The 17223-nt window shown below is 41.4% G+C and carries 12 protein-coding genes and 2 pseudogenes; 4 read left to right on the top strand and 10 right to left on the bottom strand.

The annotated features are described in order from the left end of the window. Positions 1–230: 230 nt before the first annotated feature. Positions 231–1970 (bottom strand): ABC-F family ATP-binding cassette domain-containing protein, encoded by a 1740-nt coding sequence (locus tag BBD42_RS06040; RefSeq protein ID WP_099517434.1) that lies wholly within the window; start codon positions 1968–1970, stop codon positions 231–233. Between the two features lie 307 nt (positions 1971–2277). Here BBD42_RS06040 and BBD42_RS06045 point away from each other — a divergent pair, with 307 nt between their 5' ends. Beyond that, the gene (locus BBD42_RS06045; protein ID WP_056031694.1) at positions 2278–2580 is read left to right on the top strand and encodes a hypothetical protein; all 303 of its coding nucleotides are present in this window, start codon (positions 2278–2280) and stop codon (positions 2578–2580) included. 352 nt (positions 2581–2932) lie between these two features. On the opposite strand, the pseudogene BBD42_RS06050 reads toward BBD42_RS06045, so the two are convergent. The 5 genes and pseudogenes from BBD42_RS06050 to BBD42_RS06070 form a co-directional block, all read right to left on the bottom strand. Then, positions 2933–3214: pseudogene (locus BBD42_RS06050) on the bottom strand (integrase core domain-containing protein); the annotation flags it as partial. A 422-nt stretch (positions 3215–3636) separates the two neighbouring features. Further along, entirely contained in the window at positions 3637–4458 is an 822-nt protein-coding gene (locus tag BBD42_RS06055) for a hypothetical protein (RefSeq protein WP_099517436.1), read from the bottom strand. 567 nt (positions 4459–5025) lie between these two features. Continuing rightward, a pseudogene (locus BBD42_RS32165) lies at positions 5026–5127 on the bottom strand (sulfurtransferase); the annotation flags it as partial. Between the two features lie 172 nt (positions 5128–5299). Then, positions 5300–5722: a hypothetical protein gene (locus BBD42_RS06065; RefSeq protein WP_099517437.1), complete on the bottom strand. Its 423-nt coding sequence runs from the start codon at positions 5720–5722 to the stop codon at positions 5300–5302. Positions 5723–5913: 191 nt separating this feature from the next. Then, positions 5914–6633, bottom strand: a complete 720-nt coding sequence (locus BBD42_RS06070) for a hypothetical protein (protein WP_099517438.1) — start codon at positions 6631–6633, stop codon at positions 5914–5916. Positions 6634–9388: 2755 nt separating this feature from the next. On the opposite strand from BBD42_RS06070, the gene BBD42_RS06075 reads away from it, so the two are divergent. Continuing rightward, entirely contained in the window at positions 9389–10114 is a 726-nt protein-coding gene (locus tag BBD42_RS06075) for a hypothetical protein (RefSeq protein ID WP_099517439.1), read from the top strand. An 832-nt stretch (positions 10115–10946) separates the two neighbouring features. On the opposite strand, the gene BBD42_RS06080 is transcribed toward BBD42_RS06075, so the two are convergent. From BBD42_RS06080 to BBD42_RS06090, 3 genes are all read right to left on the bottom strand, one after another. Then, entirely contained in the window at positions 10947–11795 is an 849-nt protein-coding gene (locus BBD42_RS06080; RefSeq protein ID WP_099517440.1) for a sulfurtransferase, read from the bottom strand. 93 nt (positions 11796–11888) lie between these two features. Continuing rightward, positions 11889–13052: an alpha/beta hydrolase family protein gene (locus tag BBD42_RS06085; protein WP_099517441.1), complete on the bottom strand. Its 1164-nt coding sequence runs from the start codon at positions 13050–13052 to the stop codon at positions 11889–11891. A gap of 183 nt (positions 13053–13235) precedes the next feature. Beyond that, entirely contained in the window at positions 13236–14474 is a 1239-nt protein-coding gene (locus BBD42_RS06090) for a molybdopterin-dependent oxidoreductase (protein WP_099517442.1), read from the bottom strand. Between the two features lie 335 nt (positions 14475–14809). On the opposite strand from BBD42_RS06090, the gene BBD42_RS06095 reads away from it, so the two are divergent. Next, positions 14810–15421 (top strand): TetR/AcrR family transcriptional regulator, encoded by a 612-nt coding sequence (locus BBD42_RS06095; RefSeq protein ID WP_099517443.1) that lies wholly within the window; start codon positions 14810–14812, stop codon positions 15419–15421. Between the two features lie 14 nt (positions 15422–15435). After that, on the top strand, positions 15436–16410 hold the full coding sequence (locus BBD42_RS06100; RefSeq protein WP_099517444.1) for an alpha/beta hydrolase: 975 nt from the start codon (positions 15436–15438) through the stop codon (positions 16408–16410). Positions 16411–16523: 113 nt separating this feature from the next. Here BBD42_RS06100 and BBD42_RS06105 read toward each other — a convergent pair whose 3' ends face one another. Continuing rightward, positions 16524–17147 carry a hypothetical protein gene (locus BBD42_RS06105; RefSeq protein WP_172455413.1) on the bottom strand — a complete coding sequence of 208 codons (624 nt, stop codon included), beginning with the start codon at positions 17145–17147 and terminating at the stop codon, positions 16524–16526. Positions 17148–17223: the final 76 nt, after the last annotated feature.

A 17223-nucleotide genomic window follows, 5' to 3' on the forward strand; every position in this document is an offset into this window, starting at 1 on the left:
CAACTGAACATCACCGGATAGTGTCACCGTTGCGCTCTCAAGTAGGGCTCTCATAGTTAAGACTAAAGGCATATTAACATTTAAAAGTTCTTTTCTCATTTTTCGCGCAAAAAAAAAGAACAGGCTATCTTTTCGATAACCTGCTCTTGTTCTTGATAGTGAACGTCCTAGATGCCTAATATGTTCTTCTAATTCTTGTGGAGTCTTCAATGTAATCAGAAGGTTATCATTTAAAGCGACTTAATCAGCTCTTCCAACTCATCAACCAATACTTTTGCAAGTTCAAAATCAGTATCTTTTAAAGCCAACTCTATTTTCATTTCAACTAATCTTTTATTTTGTTCCGATTCAAGATAGTCCCTATCGAAATGACTAGCATAAATCATCTGTCTAAATTTTTTAATCGTCATTTTCCTAATCGTCTTATCCTCAATGATTAAAACATAATCCATACCATTTACAACAGAATAAAAATCATGAGAAATCATCAGAATCGCGCCTTTATAGCCTTCAATAGCTTTCTCCAGTGCTATTTGGGAATAGATGTCTAAGTGGCTTGTCGGTTCATCAAGAAGCAATACGTTTGCTTTACTGGCAGCAGCTTTAGCCAATTGAAGCATATTTTTTTCTCCACCAGATAGAGATTTTATTTTTTGATTAACGATTTCTCCTTCAAAACCATAGTTTGCAATATACGTTCTAACTTCATCATAACTCTTAAATCCAGCGTCGATGAATTCTTCTAGTATTGTATTAGATACCGTTAGCACTTCGCCTTGATTTTGAGATAAATAAGCCTCTTTAACATCAGCATTTATTTCAATTGATTCATGATTATTTTTAAAAATATCTCGGAGTAAAGTCGTTTTCCCGGTACCGTTTGAACCAATAATGGCTACTTTATCCGTAGATTTTATCTCGAAGTTAACATTGTCTAAAAGCAATTCATCAAAGGCAACACTATAATTATTCACATTTACAACAATGGCGTCTTCAATTTCATTATCGATACCAAAACTAATATACGGTTGCTTAATATCAACAAATGGCGCTTTAATTCTACGTGCTTCCAATCTTTCTTGAAACTTGACTCTAGCTTTTAATGCTTTGCCTCTAGAAGCTTCTGAATTATAAGTTGCGATAGCTCTAAGATTATCAATGATATGCTCGTTTCTCTCTATTTCTTCATCCTCAGCAACTTTGAGCTCTTGCAACTCAACTTTAGTCTGAAGTAATGAGAAGGTATAATCCATATATCGCCCATCAAACTCTTGGATTTCTGTATTTTCAAGGTGTATAACTTTGTTGAAGCAATGATTCAAAAGATATCGGTTGTGCGTAACAACTAGCAGCATTCCCTTGTGAGAATTAATAAGATTCTTAAGCGCATTTAGGTTTTCAAAGTCTAGAAATACATCTGGTTCGTCCATAATCATTAAGTCTGGACTACTAAGCATTTCCTTCATCACTTGAATGAGCTTGAATTCCCCACCGCTTAGGTCAGATACGCTAAGATCTTTAAGCTTCATAAGGTTGGCTAGATTAAGTTTTTTATTAAGGTTGCTTTCAAAATCCTCCCCGCCAATTAAATCCAATGCGTCTAAAGCTAATTGATATTTTTCTAATAAGGCATCAATATCCGATGATGTTTCCATTTCCGTAAAAATAGCTGTTATTTCATTTTGCAACTTAATAAATTCTTCCCCTAAATATTCATAAACGGTTGTTTCTTTCGTTGTGTCGATTTGTGGAAATTGACTTACGTGTCCAATCTTGCAAGTCGGGTCTATTACTAACTTGCCTTCGAACAAGTATCTTTCTGGATCCATTAAAATATCTATTAATGTACTTTTACCATTCCCGCTTGTTCCTATAAAAGCGCAATGTTGTGCCTCCTCAAGCGTAAATGATATGTTTTTATATAGTTCTTTTTGCGGAAATGAGAAGGACAAGTTATCAACTTTTATCATAGTATTTCCTTTCTCTATAACTGAAATGGTGACTATTACTAGGTGTATGGCAAGCTATAGATCTTTAGTTTACCGTTGTTAGAGTAACACTGTTCACAACCAACTTCAATCGGTTTATATCCTATCCCTTGGTGGTCCAAGTGCCATATTACTTTAAAAGTATACTAACACGCTTAGGAGAATAAAAAGAATTGGTAAAAATCACGCTATACTGACAGCCCGATTTATCCGATAAAGTAAGAAGAGCGGCATGGGGCATCCAATCCACTCATTTTGCATCAATACCACCTAAAGGAGATGTCTGCGAATGCAATACCAGTTTTGCCAACAGGTCACGATTGTGGATATGAACGATGAAATTATTTCGGAAGTGTTGTTCGATCATGGGAAGTTCGAAACGGCTGCCTTGTCGATCGGGTCCTCCGTTCTGATTCAACAAGTAGGATTGAAGGAATTCAATGTCGTTTACGATAAAAGGGATGGCAAAATCGCTCGTTATAAAATCACGGATATCGAAATCGATCTCATCGCGCGACCGCCGCTCACGCGGGTTTACCTCGAGCCGGTGAAGCTTATCGTAGGCCAGCATGATATCGGAATGATGCTTTAAACGAATTAGCAAATCTGGACCGCTGCAGCCCTTCGAAGCTCGTCCGGTGCGGCCTCCCATCTCTTATTCTTAGAGCAAGTCCAATCAACTTGCTTCCATGCGAAGGACCGCGTGCCGTCTAGGCTGCACGCGGTCTCTTTGTTGATTTCAAGCATAAAAATACATCGCCCCAGGCACTCGGCCCACATAGCGATGTATTCAAAATCCGCAAACTATAGTCGCCAGTGGCGACAGGGTTCCGCGGGTCGCTACTCCAATCACTCTAGCTCCCCGCATAAAGCTTCACATTCTTAAACCCGGCTTCCTGCACTTGTACCTCTGTCAATAGTGTAGACACAAGAAACCGAGAGAGTTAAGCAGCCATTCGGTACCTGCGTTCGCATTCATTAGGTGTGAGATACCCGATGGTCGAATGAATACGTTTGGCATTGTAGAAGCAGAGAATGTATTCAATGATGCGTCTGCATGCTTGTTCGAGTGTCTTGAACCGCTCCAAATAAATGAGTTCCTTTTTAAGAACGCTATGGAACGCCTCGATGCAAGCATTGTCATAGCAGTTGCCTTTGCGACTCATACTAGCCTTCATTATGTATATTTTTAGACGGGCTTGGTAGTCATGAGAAGCATACTGACTGGCAGGTAAAATAACTAAGAAACTACAGTACGTATTGAATTAAGGTGGAAAGGTGGATCTAGTCGGCTGATTAGTTACGAAATCAGAGACTCTTGTAAAACTCTTATATAATAAAATTAGCAATCAGGAATATTATCCACAATAAACCACTTATTATTATTCCTATCTTCTCTTTTTTTGTTTTATACTTCTTATATATAAGAGTATATAAAATAAATAAAGGCCATATACTAACCAAAATTATTATTAATATTTCCGAAGTAATATCCATTCACCTCCAACTTCTTTAATTATTTTTCCATTTAATAATATTTGATTTACCTGATTCCAATATGTGCAGTTTAACATAAAAATTGCACATAAGTAAAAAAGATTAGCTAATCAGTTTTACTTATGTGCTTGAAATTACCGTTTTCTATTCATTAAATGCTTTGTAGAATTGCATAAGCGCTACCCATCGAACTATTTGCATCGCTACCCGCAGACCAAATAGCAGTAGCGAATCCAGCAACACCTATTGCTCCTCCAATAGCACCAACGACACTAGCTGCTGTTAAAACTGTTAACCCTAATGCGGCCATAAGTAAGGGAGCATTTATATTAATGGTATTTCTAGCTGCGACAACATCGCCAGCATAATGCTTGAAATTTATTACTGCTAATTTATTCGGACCATCTGTAAGTACTGACTTGGTTACTGCATCATCTTTTGCTCCACCAGTATCTAAAAACATTGCCCCGTCGATTGATAGCCTATTTTTAATTCCAGAAGCAGTTGTCATAGTTGTAGTATATGGAGTAGGGAGAAGTATATGAGTATAACGATCCTCCCAAGTAATGTAAGAGTAGCGTCCTCCGCTCCCGAGAACTGTATATGAAAATCTTTGATTCATTGGTGTGTTCTCATAGCTTGAATCACTGTAAATCACCTCATTTAGATCGTACTTTTCACCATTTATTTCTGCCTCATTCTCATTAATTACTTCGATTGTTGTTACATCTGAATTTTCTGTAACACTACCATCATTAAAGTTATTAATTTCGTTAGTATTTAATAGGATCTTATTATCAATAATAGTTCTAGTTATAGTTCTATATGTTGTTCCAATAATTTCTCCATCTTTAAAAATCTCCTTCTGTTGTTCCAGTAGCACTAATTCTTGACTTTTCGCTGCAAAAGTCTGCATGGGAGACAGCGCGAATATCAAAGATAACGTTAAAATAAATGCAATTGCTCTTCTCATATTTTATTCCTCATCTCTTCATTTTTTGCATTCAGTTCCACAAATAAATTAACAACTCCTCATCGTGGATAAATTAGAATGTTAATTCAATTTTCCCATACTTATCCATAAATTTCAATAAAGTATATTCGTATTTTCCGAAAGACCGCATGCGGGACACAAAATGGAGCTTTAGCTTATTCAAGCTCACACGGTTGTTGATTTCTTGTTGATTGGTTTTGAAAATGTGAGGGCTATTGAATCGCTTCTGAGTTTATAATTTAGTTACAATGCATGAAACAACGCCTGTATCGTGAATAAGGGGCCCATACAGCATTTTCCTACGAGGAGGGGGCTGATCGGCCTTCTTTGTATGCTTACAGCGGTGGGGATCAACATGATCGTTGGGCTGTACGATACATGAAGAAGCATACAAACAAACGCTCGGTTCTGGGCTTTCTGAAAGTATTTACAAGGAGCGAGCGTTGACTCCATGTTGACTTCGAGCGTAAAAAAATACATCGCCCCGAGCATTCAGCCCACGTGACGATGTACTCCCAGACACATACTATAAATGCTTCTCGGCCCTTACTCTTCCCAATCCGCAACCGGGTTACTAGAATCCGAACTCCAATCACTCCAACTCCCCGCATAAAGCTTCACATTCTTAAACCCTGCCTCCTGCGAAGCAGAGGTCAGGAAATGCTGCTATTGCAAATACTTTCTTCAAAAGGTTAATCCCATTAAATAAGCTCTTACTGGTCTCCGGTCGCTATTTCAGTACTTATTTGTAATAGGGTTCAGAGTAATGCTCTACCGGCAAATTTCACTACAGTTTTAGTACCTAAAGTATTACTAGGCTTTACTCATCTGCATCTTCATTTTTAAAGATTTCTCTCAAACCAATATGAGTTGCTATTGCAAAATCCATTAATTTGCTATCTCCAGGGTGAATTCTAAGGCTCATGAGTTTGAATTTGAAATGACCAATCGCAAGTTTTCTTTCATTATATTGAAATTGAATAAATGATTTCACAGCATCATAAATGCTACATATAACCATAGGGAACATTTGCTCCCACTCTTTATTTCCTCTCAAATCATCTTGCATTAGAGCCTCATTTTTAAAGCCGATGTGACCTTGACAGGGCTCAATTACGAAATCAATAATGGCGAAATGTTCCGACCCAGCTTGTCTAATGTATCTGGTTTGTTTTTCAATACGTTCTACTACAGAAATAATAGATACTTTTTCCACATCATAAGGTGGATGAATCCAAATCATAGAGAACTCCTTTCTGGTTTAGCATGTAATATGATCATTAACTTATAGTGCCTGTATGCGCTTCCCTCATCCGATATTTTGAAGTCATTTATGATAAAGCTTTCCCGTCAGTCAAAGCTGAAACGAGAGCTTCGAGACGATTAGGTCGATCCAGTACTCCATCAGCTTGTGCGATAGATTTCCCAACACGGTTACTCTACCGTCTGGTAGCGCTCATTATGAATCGCCTGCTCGATCCATCCCTCAATCTGATGCTTAGGTAGTAGGATATTACCTCCAAAAGCATTGTTCCTATGTATGCCCCAGTCTCCATATACTAGCATATGGTACTGACTATCTATTCGTTTTACGAGCCCCCATACGCCGAGATCTCCCTGTGCGCCAGCACTTATAAATAGCCAATCCTGGTAATTGAATATGCACGGCTTCCCAAACATTTCAAAATCCTCCAAGTACCCGTTACTCCCATCTCTGATCGGAAATCGCTTATTGTAATCCTTAATCATCCATACCTCTAAAACCTTTACTCGCAACCAAGCTTTGAAATTATCCTGCTCAAGTACACATTCGATGGAGCAACGAACAAAAGAAGAATGCTCAATCTCTTCGGGATGTGAATCCCATCCATTGAGGCTGGAGGATACCGGAGTGTAAAGCATCCAAAAAGGGTTTCCTACCACCATATGAAAAGGATGACATACTTTCACCGTTCTAACCTGACCTTGCTCTGGCGGGCGATCTGACCACATCCAATGGGGGGCATCTAGCGGAGGAACATCGTTGTCGTAGTCAGACCATTCCATAACATCATTTTCGAAGCCAACAATATCAAAAAACTCACTCTCCATCTTTACGTGCTCCGATAAACTTTTGCATGTGCTGCACACCAAGGCGATTACTTCTTGCTCCATCTGTTCCAACTCCATTCTATCTCGTCCGATTGCTCAGAGCCTTACGTTTGCTATTTAAATAATAACCACTTTATCAAATGACATGCCATTCCCAGATGTCCGTAATGCTTCAATATTCTTGAGTGATAACTGTTTAATAAATTTCCGTCGATTATGATACACACAGTTAACTAATAAAACCTTAGACAAAAAACTTCGAGCCCCATAGTGTATTTTCACTCTTCCTCCTACACTGTTAATTATCATTCGTGCAGATGCAGCAAAACAATACCTACTTATGTTTAACTATGACCAAGTTATACCCAATATTGTATAACCCCGTATTTTTGCTGTCACAAACTGCCCTGAATATTCTAATAAATCATCTCTATCTCCTTTGTTATATAGCAGCTTAATATTGTTATCAATATCCATGTAGTAATTAGAGGGATTAGCAGCTTTAGAAACATTATTTTTCTCGTTCGTATATGGTATCATTCCTTACAAAGGTTCCCTATAGACATTATTTAATTGTTTCTGATTTTTCTTTAAAATCGATAAGTTATCTATGTATGCATCATTCTCCTCATAAGGATTAACCTTAACCCTCTCATATTGGTCTTTTTTTGTCCGATGATCAGTTCAAACGCCAGTATTCCCTTCGTCCCATCTGTCTGTTCTGTATACGTATGTACGTAAGCTTGTGTAAAAACAACTTCGCGAATAGTTTGCTCATTTCTCGTTACTTGAATGCTACAATTCCGATAGATATCTCCATCTACTCCAGCTTCAGTAAACGCCTAAGTATAAAGCATATCGGAGTTATTCGTATTCGATACCACAGGGGGTAACAGACGGAGAAGAACCTCTCCTCGTATGTATAGCTTTTATGTAACCTTGGTAGACTTCGCTACCGAATCAACTGGCATAGTATTCGTATAATTAAAATAAACAATCTGGCCATCAGAAAATAAATTGATTTTTTCCAGACTTACGCTTAATGTGTAAATAAATATTCAACATACGTTCTCCTTTTCAAAATATAATAACATATTCAATATTTATCTCGAATCAAATTTATTCCACAATAAGTATCGTTATACCTTTTTATGTTTCACCCACCTTTCATTATTTTTTTTGAAATTCAAGACTTTGCTATTTGGAGAGCTTACGATTACAAGAATGTTTTATTGATTAATAGTTGTTGGTTTAATTAGTATTAGGGTAATTTCCTTTAGTCGCATTCAACAAATACAGACTAACAAAAGCTTTCACTGTCATCTGCTAGAGTAAAACGATATAAACTCCTCCATCATTCAAAACTATTGTCTCGCCTCTAGGGACTTTTGAAGGTTTTAAGAGCTAGGAGAAGTTATTAAGAATTCCTTCCATTTCACTATAGTCACTAACGCAAAAGTTTTGATATTCATTGAAATAATTCCTTCTTCTTCTGCGCCAACTAGGATGTCAACTAGGTAATTACGCCCTACTTTGTAGGCTAAATATATGTATTCGTGTTAAGCTCGTGAAGCACTTTGGCAAGCACCTTCTCAGCCTCTGCTTTGATTTCGCACCCTGTTTTACTCTTTCACCTCATCCTTCTCGTCTATGAATGACGACCAAATTCAACAACACAACACCAAGCATTCCATCTTTTACTCACACACGTTCGTATAAAAATAATCCTATATTACCTACTTTTTTTATAATAAAAGCGCTTAATCGTCCAGTTATGAACAATCAGGCGCATTTATTGCTAGTTCAATAATTTAAAACAAGTAAATCATGAGATATTCAAGTGTGTCAATTATATAAAAATTAGATATATGCTCTATACAATAATTAATACTCTTCGTCAAACGGTTACATGTGTTGCTACCACAGACTCCAATATATACATATCTTCTACTCGATTTATTTCTACATCCCTCATAACTCTTCAAGCAAGATACTTCTCCAAACACTTTCATATTAAAACGAATTCAAGATCAAACTATCTACTAAAAAATTAATACTTAAGTACATATCATTCAATAAGCGATTACCACTTTATATTGGAATTATATTATTCATCTCATTAGTCACTACTAGGGTTTCCTTCAAAAACAATTGGTTTATTATACCTATAATTACTGTTAAAGCAGCGTTTATCCTTTACTTCATAAAAATAACAGCTCAAATAAAGACGAGGAAGTATGGATCAGCAGATGAATTTCAAAAAATGAGATACAACATACTAATTGATATCCTTAAAAGAAATGAAATATATTATGAAAATGATAAAACTAGAACACGAGAAAAAATGCAATTACTTATTAGCACCTTGAATAATAATGTTTCAAAGAGCAAAAAAAACAAGAGGAATTAAGAAACATGCTTCTCGAATGCTTGCTTAAAAAAGTTATATAATCACTCTCAGGTCAGGCTTAACTTTGTATATTTTAATCATCAACATTTTGTGATTTTCTTCGGTTTAATATTATAAATCGTGAAAACGAAGCTCTTGAATTCATGAATATTTTTAATTTTATGTCTGTGTGAATATAAATTTATTAAGGGTGCTGACGTTATAAATAAAGGTCTTGAATATTTTTCGATCTTTATTATTTAATATAAAATTCATATTTTAGAATGTTCAAGGTCCTAATTTACTGATATACGTTATAATAAGGATACATGCTCTCGCACTCCTTAATATACCCCATAATTTGAATAATATTGTTAAATGTACTAGACTATAGACAGAGTGAATTAATATAAAATAAGGAGTGCTTCTATGGAAAATACATTTAAAATGAATCAAGCAGGTAGATTAATTAATATCATTACTAACGCTAAGAAAATGGATAGAACTATGGGAAGCAAACAGGCTTGGGCTCGAATATTTGATATCGATAAAAACGACACTTCAATGATTTTCCAAAAATTAGCTCATACAATGGATCTAATTCTACAAGTTAAAAACGAATTAAGCAGTGTTTTAGGAGCTGATCTATACATTACTCCACTCGAGAAAGTTGAAAAAGCATTTTTTGAACAAAATTTAAATGGATATTTCCATACTTTTATTGACTCTATTGATGCTACAACAATTTATGGTTTAAATATATGTGCTGTAAGATTAGCGGAGAAAACTTCAATCATACTTACAGAAGAAGAGGTTCTAGAACTTCTTAATACAATAGCCTCATTAAAAGAAGAAGTATATACCTCTAATTTGCCTAAAGAACTAATTGAATTAATTATAATTAAACTAGTAGAAATTCAGGCAGCGATAGATAATTACAGAATGTGGGGTTCTAACAAGCTTGAACAATCTTTGGATTCTATGATTGGTGGCTTGTTAAGAAACAAAGATGAATTAGTTGTAAACGAAAAAAATCCTGTACTGAAGAAGATTATACAATTTATTGGAATTTTCAGAAATGCGGTATCTACTGCTGTTGAAGTAAATGAATTGGTCGAATCTACTAGCGAAACAATTAGACAATTAATTGAGTAACTATAAATAAAAAATCGCCTACAGAAGATACCAATAATTTAAAATATTCGCAAATCCAGATGAATAGTTTCCCTTGTGGGGAGTGGCTTTCGTGCTTCTCCCCTTTGCTGGCCTTACGCTCCGGGAATTGAGCGTTGCAACCTCCCCAATCCGGAGCCTGTTGTGCTGCTGGAGCAGCACAGTTGGGTTCGGAGCGTAAGGTCTGGGGTCGTAGTGAGCGATTATCAGAAACCCACGCTTAGGAAGAAGGAGTATAAGTTCATTCAACTTCTATTGTTGTACAACAATAACTTCCTGCGGGCTCGCTTAGCCTTACGCTTTGAAGTGTCGGAACGTAAGACTGCGTAAGCTTCTTTAAGCTAGCGCTCCGCTTTTGCCCCTTCTGGATCTGTGAATGAACAATGCCCTTAGCCTCCACCGACAACAAGTCGATCACCAAATCCGTTCCAGTCAGACGCTCCGAACGGCTCACGGTCGTGACGGTTTGCGCGGCGGAACGGCTCTGGCCTCGTTGCGATTACTCCCCCGAACCATGGGTTACCGACAACACTAAGGAAAACTAAGTGAAGTGCTCCTCTTAGGAGGTCAAGCTCCTGCTACGCACTAAAGGTTGCGACGAGCCAGCTTGTGAATGAAAGGAAGCAAAGCCCCCGAGCGTTCAATAACCATTTGACCCGACCGCCGCAGTCGATGGCTCCGGGCCCCCTGCAATTGCTTCCTTCAGATTTTTGTTTGAAAACCGTTGACAGAAAAGCTAAAAGAGGCCGCAATAGCCCACCTCCCGGCAACCTGCAGCAGCCTCATACCTGTGTCCGAAGCGGCTTCTTAGCTCTTATTCCTCACCCTTAGCAACCGGGTTACCAACGTCCGAGCTCCAATCGCTCCAGCTCCCCGCATAAAGCTTCACATTCTTAAACCCTGCCTCCTGCAGCGCAAAAAAATTCGGCGTAGCGGTCACACCTGACCCGCAGTATACAATGATCTCATCATCCTTCGACAGCGCGGCAAAGCGTTCCGCCTGCTCCTCCGGCGACTTCCACACGCCATCCACATGGCGGCTTTCCACCCAAAAATGATTAATCGCCCCCGGAATATGTCCGGCCGCCGGGTCCATCGGCTCGACTTCCCCCCGATAGCGAGGCGCTTCACGCGAATCAATGATGACGATTCCGTCCTTCCCAATGCTCTCCTTCACATAAGAGCGGCTTACCAGAATCCCATCCCGCAAAGCTGGTTCAAAAATAACCCCTGCCACCACCTCCGGCTCTTCTAAGCTAACGGGATAATCTGCTGCCTGCCAAGCGGTGAAGCCGCCCTCCAGCACATACACTTGCCCCTCATGCCCCATCCATTCCAGCAGCCAGCGCAGGCGCGAGGCCATGGCTCCACCTTGGTTATCGTAAGCGACTACGGTCGTCTGATTGCCGATTCCAATCCGCCCCAGAAAAGCAGCCAATACTTCTGGCTCTGGCAAAGGATGGCGTCCACCTTCCCCATCTGGGCGCTTCGGCCCCGACAGATCATGACTAAGATCGGCATAATAAGCACCTGGAATATGCGCCTCTTCATACGATTTCCGGCCTGTCTCAGGCTCCGTCAGCAAATAACGCGTATCGACAATTACTGTATTTTCAGCACCCAAACGCTCAAGCAGCCAATCTACCTTTTTAAAATAAGTCATCCCGCTCAGCTCCTCCAACCTATTGTCTGGCTTATCCCAGCTATATATCGCCATCGTACCCGATAAATCCCTTGAGGAGCAACCATTTGCCCACTATTTCCTCAGCAAAATCACATCATCCAGCGAGCCCTCAAAGTCTATTACCCTGGAAGCCTTGCCTTTAAGATATTTATCGAAAAAATCGACCAGCAGCGCATTCATCACGCTCTCCATCCGATCCGGATCTATGGCGCCAAGCAAGGCAACCTCAACCTCCTCATCGCCAATTTTGCTTTTCGAAATCGGGTTCTCCGCCATAATCTCGCTATAATCGGTAAAATTGCTGTGCGTGCTGTTTAAAATCGTTGCTAAATAAGCTTCGCTAGCGGCATTTTGAAACGGAAAGCTGAGATAATGCCCTCCAAGCGGGCTGTCATTTTGCAGCAAAAGCACTGGCTTATTTATCGGTCTATGCCACATGGAGCTATAGAAAAAACCATCTAAATTCGCCATGGCTTTGACCCGCTCAGATACGAACGCCAGCTTTAAAGCTGCACTTCCCCCGAAGGACATGCCGACAGCGCCAATCTTTTCAGCATCAATATGGCTGTAGAACGCAGCATTCTCCCGCTCGGCCTCCGCCAAAAAATGCTCAAGAGCCGTAAGGCTATCCGTCACCCACAGTTCATTGCGATCGATCATATTGGGCTGGCTAGCAATGATTCGCTCATAATAGTCATGATGCTCCTTGAAGCTCGCCTCTTTCCCTTCCCCACCAAGCCATGCTGCGTATGTCTGGAATATTTCCACGCCTTTTGTCGCGTCCGCGACCACAGCCTCCGGCAGACCGCTCACATCAAACTTGGATATGCTGCCATCAGGGAGCTCATACGATCCATCTCCCAGATGCCCGATGCTGAGCACGATATAACCGTGGGACGCAAGCTCCTCAAACTGTACGGTATTAGCTTCACAAGAAAGGCAGTAGCCATGGCTAAAAAGAAGCAGCGGATGCTTGCCGTCTGCAACGGGCGCGTTCATATAGGAATTGGTATCAATGCCGCTCGTCCCGGGCAAAATTTCTTCCCTTATATATTTTTTCAAGCACCCTTCCTGAGCCTCTCCTGCTGGATAAAAGCATAGACAAGGAATCAATCGTTTTTCATCCTGTTTTTCATCCTTTTGTTCATCCCGTTCATACTCATAATATAAGCTAGAGCAGCCTACGTCATAAGCCCCGCTAGGTTTTCTGAGCTTGTGTTTCTCTTTGATTTTCATCGTTTTCCCCTTCCGGTCAGAGCTGCATGCTTTGGACTGCAACGACAGATAGAAAGCGGCCATTTTGAGGATTTATTATAATTTTCAGGCTGAAAATAACCCTTATCGCCTGCGGCGGCGCGTAACGCTTATCCGCTCTATGAGACGCCCATTCACCCTATCTATTCAGTTATTCCTCATGCCTCAAACCCACGCATCATTCGCGTATCCGCGCTGTTCCCAATACCCGACATGCTCCCCTTCGATCAGCTCAATGCGATTCAGCCATTTGACCGACTTGTAGGCGTACATTTTCGGCACAATGAGCTTGACCGGACCGCCGAGATCGCTTGGAATCGGCTTGCCGTCATGCATAACCGCGACCATCACATCGTCCATATCCGCCTGCTCCAGCGTCAGCGTATCGGTGTACACGCCGTCGCCGGAATAAAACTTCACCGTCCGCGCTTTCGTCTGAACGCCTGCGGCTTTTAGCAATTCCTTAAGCGGGATGCCTTCCCATGTATTGTTGTAGACGGACCAGCCCGTCACGCAATGAAAATCGCTCACCTGCACCGTCCGCTTCAAAGCGACAAATTGCTCCCAATTCCACTGCAAGCGCTGATCGACCAAGCCATCAATTATAAAAGACCAATTGCTATTGTCGAATTTCGGAATCGGTGTCACCGTATATACGCGAAAATTCCCCTTTGCCCCTCCGCCCGTTGGCGGAAGCGAAGCTGGAAGCGGCTGCGGCGCAGGCAGCAGCTGATTGTCATCCTCCGCAACGATTTCATCCAGCGACTTCGTTCCGCCAAAGCTTGTCCCAAGCGCCCCGCCAAGCCACTTGAGAAAAGAAGGCCCTATCGCAATCGCAATCCCCGCGCCCAGCGTCCATTTTATAACCTGTCGCCGTGAATATACCGCCTGCGGCCCTGCCGCTGGGTGAATCTCTTCCTCATGAACCGGCTTTATCGTACGGCGATGGGGCTGCTTGAGCCATTTTGTCCTCGTAATGGAATGGTAGATAATATAAGGCAGACCGATCCAGGTGAGCAAATCATGCACAAGCAGCGCTGCGTTTGATATTCCAGGCCCTACTAGCCTAAACTGCCACAGCAATATGCCCGACAAAAACCATCCCGCAAGCAGCGCCAGCACAACGATTACATTGAATTTCTGCCACGGCTTTTCCTTTATTTGCTTCCAGTGCTTCGCAGCAAGAAATAAGTAATAAACGACGGGCAGCAGCGAAGCGATGCCAACGACGATATGGAGTCCTTTTAGCCAGACACGGCCTTCGCCCAGAAATCCGCGCCAAAAACCGCCCAGCAGCATCAATCCCGTCAATGCCAAAATGACAACGATCCAGCCATTCCACGCATGAAGCGATACCAGCTTTTTCCCATAGCCCTTGCGCAAACGCTCAATGAATGAACTCATCTGAAAACGTCCCCTTCCCAAGCTCCATATGTAAAACTAAAATGTGCGGCTTCCCACTCTCATTCTTGGTCTCATTCTCGGTCGTCCCAGCCTTCTTAATTCTATTATAACGCCTGACGCACAACATTACGAAACGATGGGCCAAGCATAGCAATCAGCGCTAAACAGCCAGCAACAAAGTGCTTACAAAAATATCAACCGCTGTTTTTAGCTTGAGCCTGCTCTTAAGTAAAATAAATTCGGTCTTGCTATAAGGCGCAATATAAGATACATTATTAATTAATTGATCAGTCATTTAATTAATAAAAGTTTCGTTTAAAGAGAGGGGAATCCATTTGGCTAGACCCGTCAATGAAGAAAAAAGACTGGAGCGGCGCAAACGCATCCTAAAAGAAGCGGTTATCCTGTTTGCAGAAGGTGGCTATTCTAATACCACAACGGCCATCATTGCGGAGAGGGTGGGCGTGACTCCTGGAACGATTTTTCAATATTTCCCTAGCAAAGAAGCTTTATACTACGCCGCCGTTCTTGAGCCGCTTGCTGATATTCAGCTGAAGTCGCTTGCTTGTCTCCAACAAGAGGGGACACCGGGCGCATTAATTAAGAACATGGTGAAAGAACAATTCAACGATATCTACTTCTATACCAATGAATTGCGGCTTGCCCAATCTGTTTTAGGACAACGAACCATATTCCCTGAACTTACACAGAAGGTCCTTGAAAGCATAAAAGTCATGACCGATGCGATCGAATCCGTCTATGCCAAGGGGCAGCAAATGGGAGAGTTCGACAAAAGCTATTCTCCAGCAATGATCTCTCGCAGCTATATCTCTTTTTTAAATGGAGTGGGCTTAACTCTTGGAGAAAGCATTATCCATCATCCCGAGTGGGAAAATCTGAAGGGGCATGCCTATTATTTGTTCGCCCCCATACAACCTAGAGAATAACTGGAGGAGTCTGAATGAGCCAACTATCCTTACAATCGGAGCAGACAATTAATGTGCGTGTGAAAAAACGGAAGAAAATTTTATGGAGCCTAGGCATTGCGCTTTTGCTTGCGGCGGCTCTTGTATTTTTTATCTCTTATAAAGTAGTAGACACTTTGCTGCACCACCCTAGAGACACTAATGTCAGCTACGAATTGAATATCGACAAAACTCCCTTTGAAGAGGTCGAGTTCCCAAGCTTGAAAAATGATAATACGATTAGAGGCTCCTTTTTTCCTGCCAATAATCTTTCCGGTGAAGCAAGCAATAAGACGATTATTGTCGTCCATGGCTATACGAGCAATCGTTTAGTTAAAGGGCGGACTCCAAAGCTAGTCGAGCATTTCGTTCCGAAAGGCTACAATGTATTGGCATTTGACCTTAGCTCGCAAGGCAACTCCGATGGTGATTTGATTACACTGGGCCTCAATGAAAAATACGATTTGCTAGGAGCTGTAAGCTATTTAAAAGCCAGAGACCATACGGGTGATAGCATTGGCGTTATCGGTTTTTCAATGGGTGCTGCTACTTCCTTGCTAGCCGCAAGTGAAAGTGATGACATTAAAGCCGTCATTGCAGATAGCCCTTTTCGTAATGCTGGTCTATTTTTGAGAGAGGGTTTGCCCTTCTTTTCAGGCTTGCCTGCGTTTCCATTTAGTTATACGTCGACATGGATGGCAAATTGGGCCTTTAACGTTGATCTAGATTCCATATCTCCGATGGATGCGGTAAAGAAGATGCAAAGCAAGCCCGTTATGCTCATTCATGGTACGGGGGATCAGCAAATTAGTTATAAAAATACGGAAGTGATTTTCGAGTCCCTCAAAGTTAATCCAAGTGCAGAAGTATGGTACCCGCAAAATACGGAGCACATTGATGCTATCAACCATTACCCCACTGAATATTTTCAAAGGGTAGATCGATTTATGGATGAGCATTTAGGGAAATAAAATACCCTTCCTTATATAGAAGCAAGGTACAGACTTCTCAAGAAATGGAGAAGAGCTGTACCTTGCTTTTGCTAAATGGACTTTTAGTTTTCCTAATTCAGCACCTTTAACGCTCACAAAGAGCGCGAACGGGACGCATATTGCAAAATAGCGGCGGCCGCCCGTTCGCGGCGCTCTACATCATCGCTCTGCATCGCCAGTCTTAAAATGTCCACCGCTTCCCTTATTGTCGTAGGATCTATGGCAAAAGGCTGCTCGCCCTGTCCGCCGCTTTCCGCAGCCCCGCCCAACCAGAGCTCCATCTGCCAATCGGTTACGGGGTGCTCGTACATAGCGGGAAATTGTCCTTTGGCTAAAAATAGCTTTAGCTTTGGGGCGGCCATGGCTTGCGGCAAGCTTTTGAGCCAGGTCACACCTCTTCGATGACAGCTGCCATCCTCCCTGTTATCTGCGGCTGGCACATAATAATAGTCGCCCAAATCGCCAAAATGCATCTTGTCCCCATCCACTAAAAGCACATAATCGCCATCAGCCATCACTTCCACGAACAAACGAAGCTCCCCGATACGGCTAACAAGCGCCACCCCTTCCAGAGCATCATCCTCAATCAACCGTGCCTTGCACGCTTCCTCGTCGAATGGCTCCAAATTTCCAAGGCCCGGGCCATACAAGCAAACGAAGTTATCCTCCAAAAACGCCTTGCTCCGGTCTATTCCGCCTACATCTGCTTGCATCACAAACAATTGCAGCCTGCTCACCTCCGCTTCATTCTCTTTAAGCCTATTATATCTTTTTATCCGCTTGGGGAAAAAG

The organism is Paenibacillus sp. BIHB 4019, assembly GCF_002741035.1.
GTDB lineage: Bacteria > Bacillota > Bacilli > Paenibacillales > Paenibacillaceae > Pristimantibacillus.